The following is a 24,871-nucleotide window of genomic DNA, read 5'->3' as shown; positions in this document are numbered from 1 at the left end:
CAAGCCTCTCCCCGCAAGAGCGGCAAGAGCGGGGCGAGGGAGAAGACAGTTCAATCCTTCGGCCGCAGCTTCTCGATCTCGGCATCGCTGGGCAGATAGTCCGAGCCCTTGCGATAGGCGGTGTCGACCATGATGCCCTTGCCGTCCTTCAGCGCGGTCTTGCCGGTGAAGGCGCCCAGCGTCGACTGGTGGTCGATCTTGCGGAAGGTGATCTCGCCGAACGGCGAGGGCGTCGAGATGCCTTCCGCCGCCGCGATCAGCTTCTCCGGATCGCTCGAGCCGGCCTTGGCGAGGATCGCCGCCGCCGCCTTGATGGTCTGGTAGCCGACGATCGAGCCGAGCCGCGGATAGTCGTTGTACTTGGCCTGGTAGGCCTTCAGGAATGCGTCATGCTCCGGCGTCTTGATCGCGTACCAGGGATAGCCGGTGACGATCCAGCCCTCCGGCGTCTCGTCCTTGAGCGGATCGAGATATTCCGGCTCGCCGGTCAGGAAGCTCACCACCGTGCGGCCCTTGAACAGGCCGCGGGTGTTGCCCTCGCGCACGAGCTTGACGAGGTCGGCGCCGAAGGTGACGTTGAGGATCGCTTCCGGGTTCGCCGCCGCAACCGCCTGCACCACCGGGCCGGCGTCGATCTTGCCCTGCGGCGGCCACTGCTCGTCGACCCACTGGATGTCGGGCCGCTTCGCCGACATCAGCTTCTTGAACACCGCGACCGCCGACTGGCCGTATTCATAGTTCGGCGCGATCGTCGCCCAGCGTTTTGCAGGCAGCTTCGCCGCCTCCTCCACCAGCATCGCGGCCTGCATGTAGTTCGACGGACGCAGGCGGAACGTGTAGCGGTTGCCCTTCGACCACGTGATGGCGTCGGTCAAAGGTTCGGCCGCAAGGAAGAACACCTTCTTCTGGTTGGCGAAGTCGGAAACGGCGAGGCCGATATTGGAGAGGAACGTGCCCGTGAGCATCGCGACGTTCTCGCTCGACACCAGCTCGTTGGCCGCGGTCTGCGCATCCGCCGGCTTGCCGCCGTCGTCCTTGGAAATGACCACGAGCTTCTTGCCGCCGATGCCGCCCGCCGCATTGATCTCCTCCACCGCGAGCTGCCAGCCCTTGCGATAGGGCTCGGTGAACGCCGGCAGCAGCGAGTAACTGTTGATCTCGCCGATCTTGATTTCGCTCTGCGCCATGGCCTGCGTTGTGATGGCACTCGTCGCCATGGTCGCGACCGCGATCGCCAATCCCGCCCCTACGAAATAACCACGCATCCCGTCCTCCAGTTTTTCTTCAAAGAGATTATCGCAATCCGTCTTCGCCCTTGATCTCGCCGACCGTCAACCCGCCGACGCGCGGCAGCGGTCGCCCGCTGTCGGTTACCGCGACCGCGACCATGATCTCGTTGGCCCGCGGCGCGTCGTTGATCTGCACCTCCATGCCGTCGAAATGGCTGCGCACGAAAGCCGCGTCCTTGTGCCCGAGCGGAATATCCAGCGTGGTGCCGGGGCCCGAGCGCTTCTTCGACGACGGGATCAGCGCCGCGCCCTTCGACAGCACCTTGCGCACCGGCGCGCCCATCTTCGGATGCAGGATCGCCGCCGCATGCTCGAGCTCGCCATTCTCACCGACGGCGGCGGCCTTGCCGTAGCTGTGCGCCTTGGCGCCGTCGATGCCGAGCGCGGCGACGGCCCGCTTCGAGAGCAGTTCGCCGAGTTCCTCGCCGATCGCGATCAGCGGCGACAGATCCTCGACATAGCGGCCGGCAAAGGGGTTCTCGATCACGGCGATGGCGGCGGCACGCCTTGTCGGCGGTGCGATGGTCTTGCCCATCTCCAGATGGGTCTCCTCGACCACGGTGACGATCTTGCGAATGACGGCGCTCATCTTGCCTCGCTTCCAGTCATGCCCGCAGCATGTGTTCTATCGTTTGTCCCTGAAACGCGTGCGACGCCCCAATCCCAGTTGCACCGACAAGCCGCGTTTCGCCCAGTAGACGCAATGCCGCGCCCTCGATCAATCCCGACATCAGGAGGTCGCGCGCCCGCGTCGCCCCCACCTCGAGCGCCTGCTCAACCTCGTGTTCCGCCAGCCGCCCGACATCGCGGGTCACCAGCCGCGCGCCGAGGTCGCTGTCGGGCTGCAGCTCGTTCGCCGCAACGCGCAGGATCGCGGGATGATTGGGCAGATCGACCGCATTGGCGATCACCGTCGCCGCGGCATCCGCCTGCGACGCCGTCCGCGCCAGCACGGTGACGGCATCGGCGATACCGAGCGAAAAGCTGCGGCCGTGCCGGCCGCTGGTCGCGATGCCGCGGACCGGCGTCTCGGCATCGACCGTAATGGTGCGCATCACGCCGTGGCGGTCCGGCCGGTCCATCAGGCCGACGGTGAATTGTTCGCCGTCGCCGAGATGCAGGGTAATGTCGCCGCCGTTGTTGACATAGGCACGGTCGAGCGGCGCGGCCTCAAGCATCGTGCCCAAAACTTCCTCGGCGACCGAGCCCGCGACCGCTGCCATCGGCGTGATGAAGCAATCGGCGGCAAACGGCGCGACTGCCGCATGCATCCGCCGCGCGACCACGCCTCTCAACACGCAACGGTGCGGATCGGCTGCACTGCGCAGCTCGGTGAGTTCCGCGCATAGCTCGTCGAGCAAACCGGTGAAGCGCTCGGCCGCCGCTCGATAGGCGGCGCTGACGTCGTCGTCCCTGCCCTTCGCCTCGATGACCAGATCAATCGGACCGTCCTGCAAATGCAGCCGCTTGCCGTCAGGAAGAAGCGCGATTTGCGGAAGCCTAGTCATGCGCGCCGCCCGGGCATCGGCCGGACCTCAGCGCTGTCCCGCAGTGACGACAGCGGCCGGACATAGTCCATGTGGCCGCCCAGCGCCGCATAATCGGACCTGCGCATCGTGAATTCAATCGGCGCCACCAGTGCCGGGGTCGGCACATAGCCGAAGGCACCGGCCGGCATCTGCGTGACATCGACCATGTAGGTGATGCCGCCGCCGGGCCAGACATAAACCGGCGCGCCGCCGCTGGTCACCCGCGTCAGCGCGTCCTTCACCGAGCGCGTCAGCCGCACCGGATTATCGGTGACGCCGGCGCGCAGCGATCCGCCCGCGCCGCCCATGAACAGCACGGTGCACAGCGCCGGCTCGCAATTCTCCTGAATGCGCTCGACCGAAAATTTGAGGTCCGCCGGCATCTCGGTCTCGACCGGCTTCAGCGCCTCGTCGAGCACGTAATAGGACGCATGCTCGCCGGTGGTCGAGACCATCAGCATGGTGAGCCCGGGCCGCGCCTCCTTCGCATTGAAGGGGCCGAGGATCGACAGCGGATCGGAGATGTTGGTGCCGCCCCATCCGGTGCCGGGATCGGCGACCTGGAAATAGCGGCCCGGCGTCGAGCGCCGCCCCTTCATCTTGATCCCGGTGTCGGCGATGTCGAGCAGCTTGCCGGCCTGGTGCTCGCTGAGCACGCCGGTGATGTGATCGTCGACCACCACGACCTCATCGACCTTGCCGTGCCATTGCTTGGCGAACATGCCGATCGTCGCCGAGCCACAGCCGACCCGCATGCGCTCTTCTGCCACACCATTGACGATCGGCGGCCTGCCGGCCTGCACCACGACGGTGGCGCCGCCGTCGATGGTCAACTCGACCGCCTTGCAGTTGGAGAGATCCATCAGCGTGTCGCAGGTGACGCGGCCTTCCTTCTTGGAGCCGCCGGTCAAATGATGCACCCCGCCGAGCGAGAGCATCTGCGAGCCATATTCGCTGGTCGTGACATGGCCGACCGCCTCACCGTCCGAGCGCACGGTCGCGGTTTCCGGGCCGAGGTAGCGGTCGGTGTCGATCTTCACCTTGACGCCGCAATAGGAGAAAATGCCTTCGGTCACCACGGTGACCATGTCGACGCCGTCGACCTCCGACGACACGATGAAGGGCGCCGGCTTGTAATCCGGATAGGTTGTTCCTGCGCCGATCGCGGTGACGAACAGTTCGGGCTGGCGGACGATCTTGCCGTCCCAGTCGCCGCTCACCTGGAACGGAACCAGCTTGCCGCCATGCGACACGGTGCGCTCCAGCACGACGTGCGGATCGACACGCACCAGCGTGCCGTCATGATTGGCATAGCGGTCGCAGGCGCCGGCCGCGCCCGGCTTGATGTAACACATCACCGGACAGGCATCGCAGCGGATCTTGTCGCCGGCGGCGACGGTCATTGTGTCAGCCATCGTGACCAAGCCTGGACTTGTGGCGGCGGTCGATCATACTGCGCTTCCGCCTCCCATGCATATCGTTCGTATACGAATGATCCTGCGCGCGAGCCCGGGAGCTGTCAAGCGGCCTTTGCAATCAAACCCTGCCCTTCGCTTGCGCACCCTGTTCATAAAGCGGGCACGCGCTGCAGCGCGGCATGCCGCCGCTTGCACGTTTGTATACAAACGTTATCCTCGTCGGCGGTCCGACGCTGGCGTTGCAGCGCAAAACATCAGGGAGAACCGGGGCAATGCGCCTGACCGTGAACGGCAGGAATCATGATGTCGACGCCGCTCCCGACACCGCATTGCTTTACGTGCTGCGCAACGACCTCGAATTGAACGGACCGAAATACGGCTGCGGGCTCGGCGAGTGCGGCGCCTGCGCGGTGCTGATCGACGGCGTCGCTGCGCGTGCCTGCGTGATTCCGATCGAAGGCTGTGCGGACCGCAACATCGTCACGCTCGAAGGCCTCGGCAGCCGCGAGCATCCCGATCCGGTGCAGGATGCCTTCATCCACGAGCAGGCCGCGCAGTGCGGCTATTGCCTCAACGGCATGATTATCACCACCAAGGCCTTGCTGATGCGCAATCCCAATCCGTCCGAGCATGAGGTGCTGGAGGCGTTGCGCTACAATCTCTGCCGTTGCGGCGCGCATATCGAGATCATCCGCGCGGCGATGCGCGCGGCCGGTCACGCCCTTGAGGCGCGCGATTGATGGTGGACGCACGGGCTCCTGAGCAACGCCAGCGCGGCTCGCTGTCGGTCGTCCGCCCTGCGGTGCTGGGCGCCGAAGATGAGTTCGAGACCTTCATCACCATCACGGCCGACGGCACGGTCAATGCCTATAACGGCCATGTCGATCTCGGCACCGGCATCCGCACCGCGCTCGGTCAGATCGTTGCCGAAGAGCTCGACGTCTCCTTTGCCCGCGTCGTCGTGATCCTCGGCGACACCGCCGTGGTGCCGAACCAGGGCCCGACGATCGCAAGCGAAACCATCCAGATCACCGCCGTTCCCCTGCGCAAGGCCGCCGCGCAAGCGCGGCATTTTTTGCTCGCGCGGGCCGCCGAACGATTGGAGCTAGCTGTCGACGAGCTCACGATCGAGGACGGGCTGATCCGCGGCCACGACAACCGCAGCGTCAGCTATGGCGAGCTGATCGCGGACGAGATCATCCGGCTCGATCTTGCCGATGAGGTTCCGGTCAAGGCCGTGAGCGCCTATTCGGTGGTCGGCAAGTCGATACTGCGCGTCGATGTGCCGGCGAAGGCGACCGGCGAGCTCGTCTATGTCCACGATGTGCGCGTGCCCGGTATGCTGCATGGCCGCGTGGTCCGCCCGCCTTACGCCGGCGTCGATGCCGGCCCGTTCGTCGGCACCAGCCTGATTGCGGTCGATGAAGCCTCGGTGCGCGATATTCCAGGCCTCGTCGCGGTGGTGCGGATCGGCGATTTCGTCGGCGTCGTTGCTGAGCGCGAGGAGAATGCGACCAAGGCTGCCGCGCAGCTCACGGTGAGCTGGAAGCCCGGACCGGCACTGACCAATCTTGCCGACGTGGAGAAGGCGCTGCGCGCCAATCCCTCGACGCCGCGCCAGCTGATCGACAAGGGCGACGTCGACGCCGCGATCAAGGCGGCCGCCAAGCCGATGCAGCGGACCTATCTCTGGCCCTACCAGATGCACGGCTCGATCGGGCCATCATGCGCGGTTGCCGATTACAGCGAGGGCGCGATCCGGGTCTGGTCCGGCACGCAGAACCCGCACATCCTGCGCGGCGACCTGGCGCTGCTGATCCAGCGGCCGGAGTCCGAGATCGACGTGATCCGGATGGAGGTCGCCGGCTGCTACGGCCGCAACTGCGCCGACGATGTCTCTGCCGATGCATTGCTGCTGTCGCGCGCGGTCGGCCGCCCGGTGCGCGTGCAGCTCACCCGCGAGCAGGAGCATGCCTGGGAGCCGAAGGGCACCGCGCAGCTGATGGACGTCAATGGCGGGCTCAACGCCGACGGCAGCGTCGCCGCTTACGATTTTGCCACGCGCTATCCCTCGAACGGCGCGCCGACATTGGCACTGCTGCTCACCGGGCGGATCGCGCCTGAAGCCGCGGTGTTCGAGATGGGCGACCGCACCGCGATCCCGCCCTACGACTACGAGAACATGCGCGTGATCGCCAACGACATGCCGCCGATCGTGCGCGCGTCATGGTTTCGCGGCGTCTCGGCGCTGCCGAACACCTTTGCGCATGAATCCTACATCGACGAGCTTGCGGCGGAGGCGAAGGTCGATCCGATCGAGTACCGGCTGCGCTATCTGAAGGATAAGCGCGCGATCGATCTCGTCAATGCCGTTGCCGAGCGCGCCGGCTGGACGCCGCGCCCGGTGTGGAAAGAGCCCGAGGCGGACGGCGACATCGTGCGCGGCCGCGGCTTTGCCTATGCGCTCTACGTGCACAGCAAGTTTCCCGGTTACGGCGCGGCGTGGTCGGCATGGATCGCCGACGTCGCTGTCAACAAGGCGACCGGCGATGTCAGCGTGACCCGCGTCGTCGCCGGCCAGGATTCCGGATTGATGATCAATCCGGAGGGCGTGCGGCACCAGATCGAAGGCAACGTCATCCAGTCGACCAGCCGCGCGCTGATGGAGGAGGTCTCCTTCGAGCGCGGCGCGGTGGCGGCGCGGGAATGGGGCGCCTACCCCATCATCAAGTTTCCTGAGCTGCCGAAGATCGATGTGTTGATGCTGCCGCGGCAGGATCAACCGCCGCTCGGCGTCGGCGAGTCCGCCTCGGTGCCGAGCGCCGCCGCGATCGCCAATGCGATCTACGACGCGACCGGCGTCCGCTTCCGCGAATTGCCCTTCACACCGGAACGCATCCTGAAGGGATTGCGCGGCGAGCAACCGGTCGCGCCCGCCCCGCTCCCGCCGCCTGCGCAGACGGCAGACCTCAACAGATGGCAGAATCCCTTTGCAAAGCGCGGCGGCGTGCTCGCCGGCATTGCCGCACTCTGCGCAGCGGCGATCGGCATCGGCGCGGCCGTGCTGCCGTGGCGCGCGATCGCGCCGATCGCCCGGCCCGACGCGTCGGTGTATTCCGCCGCGACGATCGCCCGTGGCAAGGAGCTTGCAGCGCTCGGCGCCTGCGCCGTCTGCCATACGTCGGAGCATGGCGCTTCGAACGCCGGCGGCCGGCCGCTGGAGACGCCATTCGGCACCATCTACACCACCAACATCACGCCCGATGTCGACACCGGCATCGGCACCTGGTCCTATCCGGCGTTCGAGCGCGCGATGCGCGAGGGCATCCATCGCGACGGGCGCCATCTCTATCCAGCGTTCCCGTACACGCATTTCGCCAGGACCAGTGATGCCGACCTGCAGGCGCTCTATGCCTATCTGATGGCGCGGCTGCCGGTGCGCGCCGAAGCACCGAGCAATACGCTGGCCTTTCCGTTCAACCTGCGGCCGCTGCTCGCCGGATGGAATGCGCTGTTCCATCGGCCCAACACGTTCCAAGGTGATCCCACTAAATCGGAAGTGTGGAATCGCGGCGCCTATCTGATCGAGGGGCTCGGTCATTGCAGCGCCTGCCACTCGCCGCGCAATGCGCTCGGCGCCGAACGGCAGCGCGCCTATCTCGCCGGCGGCTTCGCCGAGGGCTGGGAGGCGCCGGCGCTGACGTCGCTGTCGAAGGCGCCGATCCCCTGGAGCGAGGACGAGCTTTACGCCTATTTGCGCACCGGCGAGTCCCGCCTGCACGGCGTCGCCGCGGGACCGATGGCGCCGGTCGTGCAGGAGCTCGCCGCGCTGGCCGACCAGGACATTCGCGCGATGGCGGTCTACCTCGCCTCGTTCAACCAGGGCACCGATCGGCCGGCCCACGATGCCATTGCCGCGAAGCTCGAAGCCGGCACCGTCGTCACCACCGCCGCCTCGGCGGGGGCGCGGATCTATCAAGGCGCCTGCGCGGTCTGCCATGAGGTCGGCGGCCCGCCGCTGTTCGGCAGCCGGCCGTCGCTGGCGCTGAACAGCAATTTGCACAGCGACGCGCCCGACAATCTGATCCAGGTGATCCTGCACGGCATCGCCAAGCCGGCCGTGACCGATCTGGGCTACATGCCGGCGTTCAAGGACAGCATGAGCGACGGCCAGGTCGCCGAGCTCGTCACCTTCCTGCGGCGGCAATTTGCCCCTGACAAGCCGGCCTGGGCCGACGTCACCGCCACCGTCGGCCGTATACGGCAGACCATAGCGCGCTGACCTGCCATGTTCCGCCCGATACCCACTGGGCGGGCGGCGCCCGGCAGGCTAAGGTTCCCGCATGACCGTGACAGATATCGCGACCCGGACCTACAACCACGGCTGGCGGCTCGACCCGATCGTGCGCAGCCTGCTGGACACCGATTTCTACAAGCTGTTGATGCAGCAGATGATCCGGGAATGCTATCCGGACACCCGCACGACCTTTTCGGTGATCAACCGCTCGACCCATATCCGGCTCGCCGAGGTCATCGACGAGGCCGAGCTGCGCGCCCAGCTCGACCACGCCCGCACCATCCGCTTCACCAAGAAGGAGCTGATCTGGCTCGCCGGTAACACGTTCTACGGCAAGACCCAGATGTTCTCGCCCGACTTCATCAACTGGCTCTCGAACTTCCGGCTGCCCGAATACGAGCTGCACAAGGTCGACGGCCAGTATGAGCTGCATTTCCACGGGCCGTGGACCCACACCACGATGTGGGAGATCCCGGCGCTCGCGATCCTCAACGAGCTGCGCTCGCGCGCGGCGACCAAGACCTACGGCCGCTTCGCGCTCGACGTGCTCTATGCGCGCGCCAAGGCCAAGCTGTGGGCCAAGGTCGAGCGGCTGCGCAAGCTGGACGGCTTGCGGCTGTCCGATTTCGGCACACGCCGCCGCCACGGCTTCCTCTGGCAGCGCTGGTGCGTCGAGGCGGTGAAGGAAGGCCTCGGCCCCTCCTTCACCGGAACGTCGAATGTGCTGCTCGCGATGGACAACGACCTCGAGGCGATCGGCACTAACGCACATGAGCTGCCGATGGTCGCGGCCGCGCTCGCCAATGACGACGAGGCGCTGCGCTGGGCGCCCTATCGCATCCTCGACCAATGGCGCCACACCTATGGCGGCAACCTGCTGATCGCGCTGCCCGATGCCTTCGGGACAAAACCGTTCCTGCGCGACGCGCCCGATTGGGTCGCCGACTGGACCGGCTTTCGTCCCGACAGCGCGCCGCCGATCACGGCCGGCGAAGAGATCATCAAATGGTGGAAGCAGAAGGGCCGCGATCCCAAGGAGAAGCTGCTGGTGTTCTCCGACGCGATGGATGTCGGCTCGATCGAGGAGACGTTCCACCATTTCAAGGGACGCGTGCGCGTCAGCTTCGGCTGGGGCACCAATCTCACCAACGATTTCGTCGGCTGCGCACCCGACGGCACCGCCGAGCTCGACCCGATCTCGATCGTCTGCAAGGTGACGTCGGTCGACGGACGCCCGGCCGTCAAGCTCTCCGACAATCCGGAGAAGGCGACCGGCATCCCCTCCGAGGTCGAGCGCTATCTGCGCGTGTTCGGCAATGTCGGCCGTGTTCGCACCGCAGTTCACGTCTAACAAAGCGTTTTCAAGCGAAGTGGACACCGGTTCGCGTGAAGAAAACGCGTCAAACAAAGGACTCCTCGCCAACCCACCACTCCCATCGACTGACCTGACGAGTTTCGCATGCCCGCACCCAAGCCGCCTGCCTTCGAAACCCTGAGCCTGCACGCCGGCCAGCGCCCCGATCCCACAACCGGCGCGCGCGCGGTTCCGATCTATCAGACCACGTCCTACGTGTTCCAGGATGCCGATCATGCCGCGGCGCTGTTCAATCTGGAGCGCGCCGGCCACATCTACACCCGCATCTCGAACCCGACGACATCAGTGCTGGAGGAGCGGATCGCCGCGCTTGAATGCGGCGTCGGCGCGATCTGCACCGCCAGCGGCATGGCCGCGATGCATCTTGCGATCGCGACCCTGCTCAATGCCGGCGACCACATCGTCGCCTCCGCCTCGCTCTATGGCGGCACCATCAATCTGCTGGCGCACACGCTGCCGCGGTTCGGCATCACCACGACGTTCGTGAAGCCGCGTGCGCTCGACGAATTCCGTGCCGCGATCAAGCCGAACACCCGCCTCGTGATCGGCGAGACCATCGGCAATCCCGGCCTCGAAGTACTCGATATCCCCGCGGTGGCTCAAATCGCGCATGACGCGAAGATTCCGCTGCTGATCGACAACACCTTCGCGACGCCCTATCTCAGCCAGCCGATCGAGCTCGGCGCCGACATCGCGATGAACTCGGCGACCAAGTGGATGGGCGGCCACGGCATCGCGATCGGCGGCGTCATCGTCGATGGCGGGCGGTTCGACTGGCGCGCCTCCGGTAAATTCCCGCAGCTCACCGAGCCCTATGCCGGCTATCACGGCATCGTCTTCGACGAGCAGTTCGGCAAGGCCGCCTTCATCATGCGCGCCCGCACCGAGGGCCTGCGCGATTTCGGCGCCTGCCTGTCGCCGACCAACGCGTTCCAGCTCTTGCAGGGCATCGAGACGCTCGGCGTCCGCATGGATCGCCATGTCAGCAACACCCATGCGGTGCTGGACGCCCTCGCCGCGAACAAGGCGGTCGACTGGGTGCTGCATCCCTCGCTGGAAACGCATCCGGATTACGCGCTCGCCAAGAAGCTGTTGCCGCGCGGCGCCGGCTCGATCGTCAGCTTCGGCATCAAGGGCGGCCGCGCCGCCGGCAAGAAGTTCATCGAGTCCTTGAAGCTGATCAGCCATCTCGCCAATGTCGGCGACGCCAAGACGCTGGTGATCCATCCCGCCAGCACCACGCACCAGCAGATGGATGCCGAGCAGCTCAAGGCCGCCGGCATCGGCGAGGAGCTGGTGCGGCTGTCGGTCGGCATCGAAACCGCGCAGGATATCATCGACGATCTCGGCCAGGCGCTGCGCGCCTCGCAAAGGACTTGAGCACCATGCAGCTTTCCGTGAACGGATCAGACACCTTCATCGCGACCGGCGGCAAGCCGTTCGATCCGTCGCTGCCGGCGGTGGTGATGATCCACGGCGCCGGCTTCGATTCCTCGACCTGGGCGCTGCACAGCCGCTGGTTCGCCCATCATGGCTATTCCGTGCTGGCGCCGGATCTGCCGGGCCACGGCCGCTCCGCCGGCAAGCCGCTCCCGACCATCGCCGAGATGGCCGACTGGATCGCGGCGCTGATCACGGCAGCCGGCGCGTCGAAAGCGCGGCTGATCGGCCATTCGATGGGCTCGCTGATCGCGATCGAGACCTCGGCGCGGCATCCCGACAAGGTCTCCGGCCTCGCGCTGATCGGCACCGCCGCGACCATGACGGTTGGCCCCGATCTCCTGAAGGCCGCCGAAGCCAATGACGTCGCGGCGATCGACATGGTCTCGATCTGGGGCCTCGGCTTCAAGGCCGAGCTCGGCGGCAGCCTCGCGCCCGGCCTGTGGATGCACCAGGGCGCGCAGCGGGTGCTGCAGGAGGCGAAGCCGGGCGTGCTGTACAACGACCTCAACGCCTGCAACGCCTACCAGAACGCGCTCACGGCGGCGGCCGCGGTCAAGGTGCCCGCGACCTTCATCCTCGGCGAGCGCGACATGATGACCCCCGCCAAGGCCGGCAAGACGCTCGCCGCCGCGACGCCGAATGCGCGCACCGTGGTGCTGCCAGGTGCCGGCCACATGATGATGGTCGAGCAGCCCGACGAGCTGCTGGCGGCGCTGCAATAGCGCTACCGCGAACTCCACTTCCCTTCTCCCCTCGCGGGAGAAGGTGGCGCGGGCGCAGTCCGCGACGGATGAGACGTCCGCGTCCGCGGATGCAGCCCCCTCGGCCGGCTCCGGTGCTTTCCGTTCGAAGTGCCCTTTGCCGCCCCCACCCCAAAATATCGAAAACAACCCCATGCAAAGGAGCAGGGCGGCCGCCGGCGCGTCGGACAAGCAACTTGACATGTCGGGCAACTCAGCGATATCTTCTATTATTCCGAAATTTCGCCACCGCTGCAACAGCGTACGCGTCCGCCGCAATTGCGGCCGAAAACTCTCACCACCATGCCATTGCAAGGCGACGTGGCGGGTGTAAGCCCCCGATCCGTATCTATGACCAATGGCGGGTCGTATTCCCGTGGACCGACGCGGGTCCGAAGGACGTGGAGATCATCGACTATCACTAGACTAGCCAGGACTCATAAATCGAGACGGGGTCGGAACACGCGCGCTGGACGTCTGCTATGGCCCTGACAGGAGCGCGAAAGCGGACATTGCCGTAAGTCCGAGAGGGGCCCAATAGGCGACCTCGCGGTATCTCGGAGATTCTCATGATCGTGAGCTGTCGATTACCGCTGTAGCGTCTTGCAAGGCGGCCGGCTTGGCACTTCTGTTTGCCCTTGTGCGACAATAAAGCCTCTTCAATTTACGATTGTTCCCCGTAGACGGTGCTAGTTCATCGGGTTATCGTCACATCAGCCGCCGCCCGCTTCGTTTGCAGTTCTTTGCTCCAAGAAAATGGAGGCGCCGAATGGAAGTCGACCATCCTGCCGGAGCATGGTCACGCCTTCCGATATCGAGCATCGAGGACCTCAGCGATGCGGTACGCGGGGCTGGCCTCGAAGCCACGCAAATGTCTACCGGGCGCCTGTCGGGAGTTCTTGCGTTCAGCGAAGTTGATGGAATTGTCTGCAGCAGTGGATCGATCGAGGGGCGGGTCTCGCTGTTCGGGCCGCTGTCGAGCAATTGCATCACCACCGGCGTTGCCATTCGGATCGGAAGCGGCGCGCGTCACTGGCTCAACGAAATCGAAGCAGGCAGTGTCGGCGTTTTCCTGCCGGGCGACGAACACGACGCGCTCTACACGCCCGGATCGCTCTATGCAGCCGTGACCTTGTCCGCAGAGAAGCTGGAGCATGAGGCCGCCGCGGAAGAGCTTGTCCTCGACCGGCACAGTTTGGGTGGATCTGGCATCCACGCACGTTGCATGGCTCCGGAAGTCCTGGCGGATTTGCGGCACGCTTTCGAAACCGTTCACGGCAGCTCCGATGGCTTCGGCCCTTCAGGCCTTACTAAACATTTGTTGACGACGTTGATTGCGCATCTCGCGCGTCCCCCGCGCCGGGAAAACAGGGGGCGGCATCCCGATTTGCATGGTAAGATCGTCGAGCGGGCGCGGACCTACATTTACGACCACCTCTCCGAGCCCATTTCCATCGATGAACTCGCGGCCGCCGCATACGCGTCGCGACGTACGTTGTTTCGCGCCTTTTCGGATATTCTCGACGACACCCCTCAAAACTACGTTCGGAGGCTGCGCCTCCATCGCATCCGGCATGACCTCGCAAGCGATGCCGAGAAAGCCTGTACAATTGCACTCGTTGCCAATCAGTGGGGCATAGGCGATCTGGGGCGGATGTCCGGCTGGTATCGCGAACTTTTTGGAGAACGGCCGCGCGACACGGTTGCAGGCTCGCGGATAGCTTCCGGAAAATTGGCACAAACCACGTAGAAATCATCCGCCACGCCCCTATCCTTACCGACAAAGTCGGTCCAGGAGCCAGGATTTGTCGGCCGTCGCTCTCGAAACGTGGCATCGCTTCGACATTGCCCGAGTGGACGATCTCAGGAACGCCGTGTTCGATGCCGGGCTTGACGCCGTCCAGATGCCGGGCGCTGGCGTCCGCGGCAGCCTCGCGTTTGCGGCCCGGGATGGCATTATGTTCAGCAGCGGGCTGATCCAGGGCAATGCCGCGATCTGCGGCCCGCTTTCGAAAGACGCGATTACGGTCGGAGTGGGCCTCGAGATGGGTCCGGGCTCGCTTCTGTGGCTCAACCCGGTGATTGCGGGGAATGTCGTGGTCGTGCTGCCCGGCGACGAATGCGACGTCCTGTTGAGGGGCAATTCGCTCTACGTGACCGCAACCCTCACGGTAAAACAACTGAAAAAGGAGGTCGAACAGGAGAGACTCGCTCTCCGTCGCAACCTGACGAGCAGAACCGGGCTTCACATTGAACCGCTACCGCGTGATGCATTGATCTCGCTGAGGGAGCAGGTCGTAACCGTTCATACACCCGGCGACACTCGGGACAAGAGACTTGGAATTGGGAGGCGAATGCTGCGCACTCTCGTCTGTCACTACGCACAACTGCCCGATATCGGGGACGGCCGCATGCGGCCCGTTGGGCAGGCGCTGATCGTTCACGAAGCCCGTGACTATATCAGGCGGCACCTGACCTCGACGATCTCGGTTGATGACATCGCACGTGCCGCACAAACGTCGCCGCGTACCTTGTTTCGCGCGTTCTCAGAAATCCTGGGAGATACGCCCCGCGATTACATTCGTCGACTACGGTTGCACCGGATCAGGCGCGAATTGCTCTCGAACAGAACGACGACGGTGTCGCTTGCTGCGCAAAATTGGGGAATGGCCGGAGACCTCGGGCGACTGTCCAAGAACTATCGGGAATTGTTTGGAGAATTTCCGAGTTCCACGCTTGCGTCCGCTCGTGCGCTGCAGCGCAACGACACACTGGCGTGAGTGACGTGAGTGAGATGGCACGAACTACGTAGATGATTGGCACGAACTACGTAGACCGTTGCCTATCGTGAGCTAGCCTTCTCGCGACACTATCAACTCGCTCACCGTGCGGATAAGCCGGAAATCGGCGATTGTGGAGGATACGAGATGCTGAAACGTTTTGCAGTCGCGCCTGTCGTCCTGTCGACGTTCGTTGGACTCGTCGGATCGATGCCATCGGTTCAAGCGCAACAGGCCGACGCACCTCCCTTGGTCAAGCAGCTTAACAACGGAAACTGGCTTCCGCAGAAGGAAGCCGAAGACCTTCGGGACGAGTTGTTCTATCAGCGCGCCGTCCATTCCTACATGACGATGCTTCCCGTCTTGAACACCATCGGCATGCGCGATGGATCGGAGGCCGTGTTTGGGAAGGGCTATAACATCCTGCCGATCTGGAAGGACCGGATGGACGCGCGCACTTGGGTGCCGACCCCCAACGCCGACGTGATCTATTCCATGAGCTATCTGGATCTGAAGGAGACCGGTCCGCTCGTCGTGGCGGCCCCGGCGAACGTGATCGGCATGTTTACCGATTTCTTCCAGCGCACGATCACCGATGTCGGCCTGATCGGACCGGATCGCGCACGCGGCGGGCTCTATCTGCTGCTCCCGCCGGACTACGAAGGGGAAATTCCGCAGGGCTACTTCGCATTCAAGTCGCGTACCTACAATGTCCTGCTCTTCTTCCGGACCGTCATGAAGAAGGGCGAGAGCGCGCCCGATCCGAAGGCGGCCGTAGCCGCAGCCGAGCAGACGCGGGTCTATCCACTCTGGACTCCAGAGAAGGACGTCAAGCCGATGCAGTTTCCGAACGCGAGCGGCAAGCGGATCGATATGATGTATCCGGTCGACAACAAGTTCTGGAGCAAGCTCAAGGCATTCATCGATCATGAGCCGGCTTCCGCCATCGACCCCGAACTGCGCGGTGTGCTGGCGTCGATCGGTATAGTCAAGGGCCAGCCATTCAATCCAAGTCAGAAACAGCAGGCGTTGTTGCAGAAAGCGGTCGAGACCGCGCCGAAGATGATCCTGGCGATGCGGCAACTCGGTCGGCCGGACGAGCGCGACAAGTATTACAAGGACCGCCAGTACCTGAACACGTGGGCATCCGGCACTGCCGAATGGCTCCAGGACGGCTATCTCGATGTGAACCAGCGCGCGAGCTACTTCCAGATCGCGTTTTCGACGGCGTCCGCGATGGTCATGCGGACGCTCGACGCCGGATCGAAGTATCCGTTCACCATCCGCGATGCGAACGGCGATTTCCTCAACGGCTCGAATACTTACAAGCTCCACCTGCCGCCGAACCCGCCCGCAAAGCTGTTCTGGGCCGTCACCGCCTACAACATCACGGATGGGACGATGGTCGAGACGCCACAATTGCTGCCGTCGATCAACAGCCTTGGCAAGGTTGCGACCAATAGCGATGGGTCCATTGATGTCTGGTTCGGCCCGACGAAGCCTGCCGAAGCTGCCGATACGAACTTCGTCCAGACGGTCAACGGACGAAACTTCCTCGCCGCAGTGCGTCTTTACGGTACGGGCGTCGAGTTCTTCGACCAGACCTGGAAGCCGGACGACGTCGTGAAGGTGAAGTGATGCGAACCCGCATCCGAACGTGATCCAGCTCAGCCTTTAAACTGAAACGGAGAATGCAATGAAGACCACGATCAATCAATCCGGAGCCAGTCGGCGCGACGCGATCAAGGGCGGCATTGGAGCGGCATCATTGGCCGTGTTGGGGAGCGGCGCCGCCGTTCCTGCTGCGGTCACAAGCGCTGCAGTTGCTGGCTCAATCGCCCCCGCGCAGGCTCAACGCCTGCCCGAGCCAGCGGGGCCGGATGTCACCGAGCCCGCGACTGGCGTCATCATGCAGCCCGACTACGCAAGGACGATTGCGCAGATGGCCTACGTTTGGGGCTGGCCGCTCGTGAACATGATCAACCGGCGCACAGCGATCACGCAGGCTCCGCATCCCGGTCATCTCAACGGCGTGCTGCCCGTTGCGCCGCGCGGCCAGATCGCGATGCTGGCCGATTACATCGAGCCGTCGCAAACCTTCGTCACCTGTCCCAATCAGGACGTGGTCTACGGTCTCGGCTTTTTCTCGCTCGATGAGGAGCCGGTCGTGATCCAGGTGCCAGATTTCGGTGACCGTTTCTGGGTCTACGCGCTGTATGACGCACGCACCGATCAGTTCGGCAAGGTCGGCAAGCCATACGATACCAGACCCGGGTTTTACCTGCTTGCCGGTCCGAACTGGAAGGGCCTCAAGCCGGCCGGCATTACCGAGATCGTCCGCTGCCCGACATCACTCGCCAACGCGATTCCGCGTGTGTTCCAGGATGACACACCCGAGGACAAGAAGGCGGTCCAGTCGGTGGTCAACCAGATCGTCGCTTATCCCCTGAAGGACTTCACCGGCAAGATGAAGACGATCGAATGGGCCAAAGTGCCGGATATCCCTGGGCCGAAGTCGAATGGTGAGGAAACCAAATGGGTGGTGCCGGAAAAGTTCTTCGATGAGTTCGGTCAGGCGCTCGACATTGTCGATCCGCTACCCGGTGAAGAGGCCATGTATGGGCAGTTCCGCCTGCTGCTCGACTCCGCGGCCAAGGATCCGGCGCTCAAGAAGGTGCTGATCGATACCGCGAACGAGACGGAAGAGAAGGTCATCAAGCCCTTCTTCCAGTGGAAGCATAACGGCCGGCCGGCCGGCAACGGCTGGAATCGCTCGACCAATAATGCGCAGTTCGGGATCGACTATTTCAACCGGACCGGAACATCTAAATCGAACATGTTCGACAACAGGCCCACAGAGACGCAGTATTTCTACACCGACAGCGACGCTTCTGGAGGAGAGCTCAACGGCGGCGGCAGCTACGAGATCACGTTTCCGAAGGGCGAAGAGCCGCCAGTCAACGGCTTCTGGTCGCTAACGTTGTACAACGACAAGCACCTCTTCCATCCGAACGACCTGAAGCGCTATTCGCTCGGTACCAAGAACAAGAACCTCAAACGCAACGCCGACGGATCGCTCACACTATATGCGAGCGCGAAGTCGCCAGGCGGAGACAAAGAAGCAAATTGGCTGCCCGCGCCGGGTGGACATTTCTCGCTCTATCTCCGCGCCTATTGGGGTAAGGAGGGCATCCTCAACGAGTCCTGGAAGCCGCCGACTATTCGGAAGGGTACTTAAGGCTGACGCGATCGATGAGGTCTACTATCCGCGGAGACAGACCCCTCACCCCGCTTCGCTGCGCGAAGCGACCCTCTCCCACATCCGCCTTCGCCAAGGCTACGGCGGACATGAGGGGAGAGGGTGCATCACGCCTGACGAGAGCCTCACTGCTTCGCCGGCTTCCTCCCGATCGGATGGATCTCGATCGCGCGCAGGCGGCCGAGGCGGAGCACGTCCATCGACAGGGTCCGGTCGATCCGGCTGTGGTCGAGCGCGCGGATCAGATCGTCGACGCCGTTGATCTCGATGCCGTCGAGCCTGATCACGACGTCGCCCGGCAGCAGCGCGGCGCGCGCGGCCGGGCTGTCCGGCTCGATCTGCATCAAGAGCGCGCCCATCTTGTTCTCGACACCGGCCAGCACCGCGTGGCGCCGCGGCACCGGCGCGGTCTGGCCGGCGACGCCGATATAGGCGCGGCGGACATAGCCATGGCGGATGATCTCCGACAGCACGAACTGCGCGGTGTTGCTGGCGACCGCAAAGCAGATGCCCTGGGCGCCGTTGATGATCGCGGTGTTGATGCCGATCACCTCGCCCTTCGACGACACCAGCGGCCCGCCGGAATTGCCGGGGTTGAGCGCGGCATCGGTCTGGATCACGTCCTCGATGGTGCGCCCGCTCACCGAGCGGATCGAACGTCCGAGCGCCGACACCACGCCGGCGGTGACGGTCGATTCGAAGCCGAGCGGATTGCCGATCGCGACCACGAGCTGGCCGCGCCGCAGCGTCTTGGAGTTGCCGAGCGACGCGTAAGGCAGATCGCGCGCGCCATCGGCCCGCAGCAGCGCGAGATCGGTGTCGGGATCGACGCCGAGCACATGGGCGTCGGTGACGAAGCCCTCGGTGTCGCGCAGCCGGATCTCCTTCGACGATCCGACCACGTGGCTGTTGGTCAGCACGAACCCGTCGGGCGAGATCACGATGCCCGAGCCGAGCCCGCCGCGCTCGCGCGCATTGCGCACTTTCGGCCCGGTTTCGACCCGGACCACGGCGGGCCCGACGCGGTCGGTCACGTCGATCACGGCATTCGAATAGGCATCCAGCAACGCCCGGTCGTTATCCTGGGCAGCATCGGCCGTTCGCGGTGACGGCGTGTCACCGGCGGTATCTGAGGTAAAATCCAGCATGGCGAGAGTCCTTTGGTCTCCTCAGATGGTGACCGGCTCCCCGCGCCGCAAGTGGTTACGCCCTGCACCTGCCCGGATGGCTAGGGCTGCTTCTCTGACGCGCGATTGACTCAGTGTCATTCCGGGGCTCGCGAAGCGAGAACCCGGAATCTCGATGCACGACCTCTGGATTCCCCGATGCGCGATTGCGCATCTGGGGTTCGCGACTTCGTCGCGCCCCGGAATGACGGAATGGACTGTCAAGTCACGGACACAACGCTAGGTCGCCCGCCGCAGCGTGCCGCCGCGCGCCCTGACCGGATCGAGCAGCGACCAGTCGCCCTCCGGCAGCACATGGCCTTTCGGGAACGGCGCGCGCAGCTCGAGGCCGAGCGAGCGCAGCACGCGGTCGTCGCGGTAGTAGCATTGCAGCACCACGCGGACGAGCGTCGCCGCGGCAGCACCGCCACGGCTACGAAACTCCCGCGCCACCGCATCGCGCCCGGCATCGTCGAGCTCGGCGAGCGGCTTGCCCGCGAGATCAGCCAGATGATCCAGCGCCTGCGCGACCAGCGCGGTGTCGCGGCCGAGCGTCGCCAGCATGTCGGCCTGGATCGCGGCATCGTCCGCACCCGGCACCTTGTACTCGTCACTTTCGGGAACGATCATCGCGGCGACGGTGCGCAGATCGGCGCGCTGGGCTGCGGTCAGTTGTTTTGCATCGGACATGGACGGTCTCAGTCGAACAGGTTGGCGAGGCGCTGCTTCATCTGGTCGGCGATGTAGAGCGCAAGGGCCTGGATGGTGGAGGTCGGGTTCACGCCGCCCGAGGTGACGAAGATGCTGCCGTCGACGATGAAGAGGTTCTTCACGTCGTGCGAGCGGCCCCATTCGTTGACCACGGAGCGCGCCGGATCGGTGCCCATCCGCGCGGTGCCGAGCAGATGCCAGCCGCCCCACGGGATCGGATCGTTGATGCAGATGTCGGTGGCGCCGGCGGCCTCGAGAATCTCCCGGCCGCGCGCCAGCCCGTGATCCATCATCTTCCGGCTGTTCGCGCTGATCGTGTAGTCGATCTTCGGCGCCGGGATGCCGTGGCTGTCCTTCAACACGGGATCGAGCGTGACGCGGTTGTGCTCCTCCGGCAGATCCTCGCAGATCGCCGATACCGCGAGACGATGGCCGTTGAGCTTGCGGAACACGCGGTGATGATCCTTGCCCCAGGGCAGGATGCCCTTCTGCTCGCTCGCGACCGCCTCGAACACCGGCCCGGCGCCGCGGCCGAACTGGATGCCGTAGCCGCGGACGAAGCCGCGCGACAGATCGGTGTCGTAGAACTCCTTGCTCCACAGGCAGGTCGGCGGCGCGCGGTTGCTGTCGGTCGGCTCCTTCACGAAGCCGTAGATCTGCGCGTAGGGGTGGAACATCAGGTTCTTGCCGACCAGGCCCGACGAGTTGGCGAGGCCATTCGGGAATTTGCCTGACACCGAATTGAGCAGCAGCCGCGGCGTGCCGACACCGTTGCAGGCGATGATGACGACTTCGGCCGGCTGAAACTGCTCGACGCCGTCCTTGTCGTAATAGACGACGCCGGAGGCCATGCCGTGCTCGTTGGTCAGGATCTCGCGTACCCGGCAATGGGTCTTGAGCTCGACCCCGGCGCGGACCGCGTGCGGCCAGTAGGTGATGTCGGTCGAGGCCTTGGCACCCTGCGCGCAGGCCGGCGTGCAGTGGCCGAGATTGATGCAGCGCGCCCTGCCCTCGTAATCCATCGTCGCCACGGTCGTGTCCGACGGCCACCAGTGCCAGCCGAGCTTGTTCATGGCCTTGCCGATCAGCGGGCCGGATAGCCCGAGCGGCTGCTGCGGCATCGGCGGGTGGCTCAGCGGCGACAGCGGATCGCCCGACAGGCCCGAGACGCCCATCATCCGATCGTTCTCCTCGAAGAACGGGGTGAGCGCGTCGTAGTCGATCGGCCAGTCATCGGCGACGCCGTCCAGCGTCTTCACCTTGAAGTCGGACGGATGCAGCCGCGGCCAGTGCGCGGTGTACATCACCGTCGAGCCGCCGACGGCGTTGAAGTTGACGACCTTGATCGGCGAATTGTCGTCGTTGATCGGATAGTCCTCGGGCCGCTTGCGGACATTCGGGCTCGACGACCACTCGCCGTAGAACTTCGCCTCCCAGTCGCGCCCGGTGCTCGGATATTCGGCCGGATTCATCCAGCCGCCCTGATCGAGGCAGAGGATATGCATCCTGGTATCGGCGAGGCTCCAGGCCACCGCGGCGCCGGAGGCGCCGGCGCCGATGATCAGGACGTCAACGGGATCGTTCTTCATTCTTGTTCCTTGATCTCAGATGACCCCGTCATTCCGGGATGGTCCGAAGGACCAGACCCGGAATCTCGAGATTCCGGGTTCGATGCTCTGCATCGCCCCGGAATGACAACCCCACAACTTCAATTGACGATTCTCACCGGCAAGCTTCGTATACCGCGGATGAAATTGGAATAGAGCCTTTGCGGCGGGCCCATCATCTCAAAACGCAGATCGCGCGCCAGAACCTCCTCCCAGAGGATGCGCAGTTGCTGCTCGGCCAGGCGGTCGCCGACGCAGCGGTGGACGCCGGCGCCGAAGGCGAGATGCTGGCGCGGCTTGGCGCGGTCGATGATGAATTCATCGGCACGCTCGATCTTGTCCTCGTCGCGGTTGCCGGAGATGTACCACATCACGACCTTGTCGCCCTTCTTGATCCGGCGGCCGGCAAGCTCGACGTCGTTGCGTGCGGTGCGGCGCATGTGCAGCACCGGCGTGTGGTAGCGGATGGTCTCGGACACCAGGTTCGGGATCAGCTCCGGCCTCGCGCGGACCAGCTCGAACTGCTCCGGGTTCTCGCACAGCGCCATCAGCCCGGCCGACATCGAATTGCGCGTGGTGTCGTTGCCGCCGACGATCAACAGCCCGATCGTGCCGATGAACTCGCGCGGCTCCAGATTCCTCGTCGCCTCCGAATGCGCCAGCATCGAGATCAAATCGAAGGTCGGCGGCGCATCGACCCGCGCGTCCCACAGCTTGCGGAAATATTCTCCCATCTTGACCAGCTCGGCGGTGCGTTCCGCCTCCGAATGCACCACCGCGTCGGGGGATTCGACGTTGGCGATCGCGACATCCGACCACCAGGTCAGCTTGGCGCGGTCTTCCGAGGGAAAATCGAACAGCGTCGCCAGCATCATGTTGGTGAGGTCGACCGAGACCCGCTCGGCCCAGTCGAAGGTCTCGTTGCGCGGCAGCGCATCGAGCACGGCTGAGGTGCGCTTGCGGATCAGGGCGTCGAAATTGGCGAGGTTCGACGGCGCCACGATCGGCGCCACCGTGCGGCGCTGCGCGGTGTGGCCGGGCGGATCCATGCGGATGAAGCTCGGCCGTTCCTGCCCCTTCGGCTGGTCCGCGACCTGGATACCGCCAAGCTCGGAGGCCGACGAATAGTTCTGGTGATCCAGCTCGACCGCGAAGATGTCGTCGTAGCGCGTCACCGACCAGTAGGGGCCGTAGGCCGACGCCTCGCAATAATGCATGGGATCGTCGCGGCGGAGCTGCGCGAACAGCGGCCGCCAGGTGTCGTCCTGATAAAGCCGGGGATTGCTGACGTCTATGGACGTCGGCCTGCGCAGCGCCTCTCCCATCGCTTCACTCCCGTTAGGTTCCGTCGCCGCTTGGCGGGCGATCGTCGTGTCGGGCCGACGATAAAGGGAATCCCGCGGCCGAGTAAAGCCGCGGGGCGGACAGTCCGCCGCGCGGAATGCGCGCGGGCCGACGCACCCGGCAAATCCCGATAGCTGCTCCGCTCCGCGATGTTTGTCGGCAGCAGGAAGACCGGTTAGCCTTGCGGGCAATCAATCCATCGGGGAGCAACGACAGGTGGCCGAATTGCGCCAGGACAACACCGCCCAGACGGCTGCGCTGGACTACGACGTCATCATCATCGGCGCCGGCCTGTCCGGCATGTACCAGCTCCACCGGCTGCGCGAGCTTGGTCTCAGCGCGCGCGTGTTCGAGGCCGGCACCGGCGTCGGCGGCACGTGGTACTGGAACCGCTATCCCGGAGCGCGTTTCGATTCCGAGAGCTATTCCTATGGCTACTCGTTCTCGAAGGAGCTGCTCGAGGAATGGGAATGGTCGGAGCATTTCGCCGGCCAGCCCGAGACCTTGCGCTACTGCAACTATGTCGCCGACAAGTTCGACCTGCGCCGCGACATCCAGTTCGAGAGCCGCGTCACATCAGCGATCTACCAGGACGCCACGCGAAGCTGGCGGATCACGCTCGAAAGCGGCGCGCAGCACTCCTGCCGCTTCCTGATCACCGCGATCGGCCCGTTGTCGACGCCGACCCTGCCGCGCATCGAGGGCCGCGACGATTTCAGGGGCCAATCGTTCCACACCGCGCGCTGGCCGAAGGAAAAGGTGGATTTCACCGGCAAGCGCGTCGCCGTGATCGGCACCGGCGCAACCGGCATCCAGACCATCCAGACCATCGCCGGCGAGGTCGGGCATCTCACCGTGTTCCAGCGCACCGCCAATTGGGCGGCGCCGCTGCACAACGGCAGGATCGACGCCGAGACGCAAGCCAGGATCAAGGCCGGCTATCCCGAGATCTTCGCGCGCTGCAAGGAGACCTTCGCCTGCTTCGTGCATACGCCCGATCCGCGCGGCGCATTCGAGGTGAGCGAGGCGGAGCGCGAGGCGTTCTACGAGAAGCTCTATGGCGAGCGCGGCTTCGGCATCTGGCAGGGCAACTTCAAGGACATCCTGATCGACCGCGCGGCGAATGCCACGATCAGCGATTTCGTCGCGCGCAAGATCCGTCAGCGCGTGAAGAACCAGGCGGTCGCCGAGATGCTGATCCCGAAGAACCACGGCTTCGGCACGCGGCGGCTGCCGCTCGAGACCTTCTATTACGAGGTCTACAACCGCGACAATGTCGAGCTGGTCGATATCAAGGAGACGCCGATCGAGCGGATCACGCCCGAGGGCATCCGCACCAGCGACAAGGACTACGCCTTCGACATCATCATCTACGCCACCGGCTTCGATGCCATCACCGGCAGCTTCGACAAGATCGATTTTCGCGGCGCGCACGGTGCGCGGCTGAAGGAGAAATGGACGCACGGCCCGGAAACCTATCTCGGGCTGATGGTCGACGGCTTCCCCAACATGATGATGCTGATGGGCCCGCACACCGCGCTCGGCAACATCCCGCGCAGCATCGAATACAGCGTGGACTGGGTCACCGGGCTGATCCGCTTTGCGCAGGAGAGAGACCTGACCTTCCTCGACGCCACGCCCGAAGGCACCGCCGACTGGACCGAGCATGTCAAGGCGCTCGGCGTCGGCCTGCTGTCCAACGAGGTCGATTCCTGGATGACCGGCATCAACCGCAACGTCGAGGGCAAGCAAACCCGCATCGTCGCCCGCTACAGCGGCAGCGCCCCGGCATATCGCGCGCGATGCGACGAGGTGGCGGCGAAGGGGTATGCGGAGTTGCGGTTGGGGTAACTCTCTCAATGACGCGAGACGCCCGCCCACCGCCGCCGTCGTCCCGGCGAAAGCCGGACCCA

At 64.7% G+C, this 24,871-nt stretch carries 18 protein-coding genes; 10 read left to right on the top strand and 8 right to left on the bottom strand.

All coding sequences use genetic code 11. From position 1 onward, the window contains the following. Positions 1-50: 50 nt before the first annotated feature. From ACVI1L_RS26185 to ACVI1L_RS26170, 4 genes are read right to left on the bottom strand one after another with little or no spacing between them, the layout of a single operon-like run. On the bottom strand, positions 51-1,265 hold the full coding sequence (locus tag ACVI1L_RS26185) for an ABC transporter substrate-binding protein (protein ID WP_456784247.1): 1,215 nt from the start codon (positions 1,263-1,265) through the stop codon (positions 51-53). 28 nt (positions 1,266-1,293) lie between these two features. After that, positions 1,294-1,878: an amino acid synthesis family protein gene (locus tag ACVI1L_RS26180; RefSeq protein WP_016842455.1), complete on the bottom strand. Its 585-nt coding sequence runs from the start codon at positions 1,876-1,878 to the stop codon at positions 1,294-1,296. Positions 1,879-1,894: 16 nt separating this feature from the next. Further along, on the bottom strand, positions 1,895-2,797 hold the full coding sequence (locus ACVI1L_RS26175; protein WP_456784245.1) for a UPF0280 family protein: 903 nt from the start codon (positions 2,795-2,797) through the stop codon (positions 1,895-1,897). Next, entirely contained in the window at positions 2,794-4,233 is a 1,440-nt protein-coding gene (locus ACVI1L_RS26170) for a 6-hydroxynicotinate reductase (RefSeq protein ID WP_456784243.1), read from the bottom strand. Before ACVI1L_RS26170 ends, ACVI1L_RS26175 begins: the two co-directional genes overlap by 4 nt. Before the next feature lie 275 nt (positions 4,234-4,508). Between ACVI1L_RS26170 and ACVI1L_RS26165 the strand changes: the two genes are divergently transcribed. From ACVI1L_RS26165 to ACVI1L_RS26125, 9 genes are all read left to right on the top strand, one after another. Continuing rightward, the gene (locus ACVI1L_RS26165; RefSeq protein ID WP_253609740.1) at positions 4,509-4,976 is read left to right on the top strand and encodes a (2Fe-2S)-binding protein; all 468 of its coding nucleotides are present in this window, start codon (positions 4,509-4,511) and stop codon (positions 4,974-4,976) included. Next, positions 4,976-8,518, top strand: a complete 3,543-nt coding sequence (locus ACVI1L_RS26160) for a molybdopterin cofactor-binding domain-containing protein (protein ID WP_456784242.1) — start codon at positions 4,976-4,978, stop codon at positions 8,516-8,518. The genes ACVI1L_RS26165 and ACVI1L_RS26160 overlap by 1 nt, the downstream gene beginning before the upstream one ends. Before the next feature lie 61 nt (positions 8,519-8,579). Continuing rightward, positions 8,580-9,884, top strand: coding sequence for a nicotinate phosphoribosyltransferase (gene pncB, locus ACVI1L_RS26155; RefSeq protein WP_028343682.1), 1,305 nt, complete (start codon positions 8,580-8,582; stop codon positions 9,882-9,884). Positions 9,885-9,992: 108 nt separating this feature from the next. Then, positions 9,993-11,288 (top strand): O-acetylhomoserine aminocarboxypropyltransferase, encoded by a 1,296-nt coding sequence (locus ACVI1L_RS26150; protein ID WP_283063064.1) that lies wholly within the window; start codon positions 9,993-9,995, stop codon positions 11,286-11,288. Between the two features lie 5 nt (positions 11,289-11,293). Continuing rightward, positions 11,294-12,073 (top strand): alpha/beta fold hydrolase, encoded by a 780-nt coding sequence (locus tag ACVI1L_RS26145; RefSeq protein WP_253624129.1) that lies wholly within the window; start codon positions 11,294-11,296, stop codon positions 12,071-12,073. Positions 12,074-12,860: 787 nt separating this feature from the next. Further along, positions 12,861-13,841 (top strand): helix-turn-helix domain-containing protein, encoded by a 981-nt coding sequence (locus ACVI1L_RS26140; RefSeq protein WP_253624130.1) that lies wholly within the window; start codon positions 12,861-12,863, stop codon positions 13,839-13,841. A 55-nt stretch (positions 13,842-13,896) separates the two neighbouring features. Continuing rightward, complete coding sequence (locus ACVI1L_RS26135) at positions 13,897-14,871, top strand: helix-turn-helix domain-containing protein (RefSeq protein ID WP_456784241.1); 975 nt, start codon at positions 13,897-13,899, stop codon at positions 14,869-14,871. Between the two features lie 210 nt (positions 14,872-15,081). Further along, positions 15,082-16,509, top strand: coding sequence for a DUF1254 domain-containing protein (locus ACVI1L_RS26130; protein ID WP_253626007.1), 1,428 nt, complete (start codon positions 15,082-15,084; stop codon positions 16,507-16,509). Between the two features lie 58 nt (positions 16,510-16,567). After that, positions 16,568-18,109, top strand: coding sequence for a DUF1254 domain-containing protein (locus tag ACVI1L_RS26125; RefSeq protein ID WP_456784240.1), 1,542 nt, complete (start codon positions 16,568-16,570; stop codon positions 18,107-18,109). A 146-nt stretch (positions 18,110-18,255) separates the two neighbouring features. Here the strand turns inward: ACVI1L_RS26125 and ACVI1L_RS26120 are convergent, their stop codons facing one another. From ACVI1L_RS26120 to ACVI1L_RS26105, 4 genes are all read right to left on the bottom strand, one after another. Beyond that, positions 18,256-19,278, bottom strand: coding sequence for a S1C family serine protease (locus tag ACVI1L_RS26120; RefSeq protein ID WP_456784239.1), 1,023 nt, complete (start codon positions 19,276-19,278; stop codon positions 18,256-18,258). 258 nt (positions 19,279-19,536) lie between these two features. Beyond that, positions 19,537-19,986 (bottom strand): hypothetical protein, encoded by a 450-nt coding sequence (locus ACVI1L_RS26115; protein ID WP_057017567.1) that lies wholly within the window; start codon positions 19,984-19,986, stop codon positions 19,537-19,539. An 8-nt stretch (positions 19,987-19,994) separates the two neighbouring features. Next, positions 19,995-21,596, bottom strand: a complete 1,602-nt coding sequence (locus ACVI1L_RS26110; RefSeq protein ID WP_168859085.1) for a GMC family oxidoreductase — start codon at positions 21,594-21,596, stop codon at positions 19,995-19,997. A 119-nt stretch (positions 21,597-21,715) separates the two neighbouring features. Further along, positions 21,716-22,939, bottom strand: coding sequence for a cytochrome P450 (locus ACVI1L_RS26105; RefSeq protein WP_456784238.1), 1,224 nt, complete (start codon positions 22,937-22,939; stop codon positions 21,716-21,718). A gap of 235 nt (positions 22,940-23,174) precedes the next feature. Here ACVI1L_RS26105 and ACVI1L_RS26100 point away from each other — a divergent pair, with 235 nt between their 5' ends. Next, positions 23,175-24,809 carry a flavin-containing monooxygenase gene (locus tag ACVI1L_RS26100; protein ID WP_456784237.1) on the top strand — a complete coding sequence of 545 codons (1,635 nt, stop codon included), beginning with the start codon at positions 23,175-23,177 and terminating at the stop codon, positions 24,807-24,809. Positions 24,810-24,871: the final 62 nt, after the last annotated feature.

It is taken from the genome of Bradyrhizobium sp. USDA 4516, from assembly GCF_054055915.1.
Note: the sequence above shows the minus strand (reverse complement) of the source record. Positions and strands in the feature narration are given on the sequence as shown.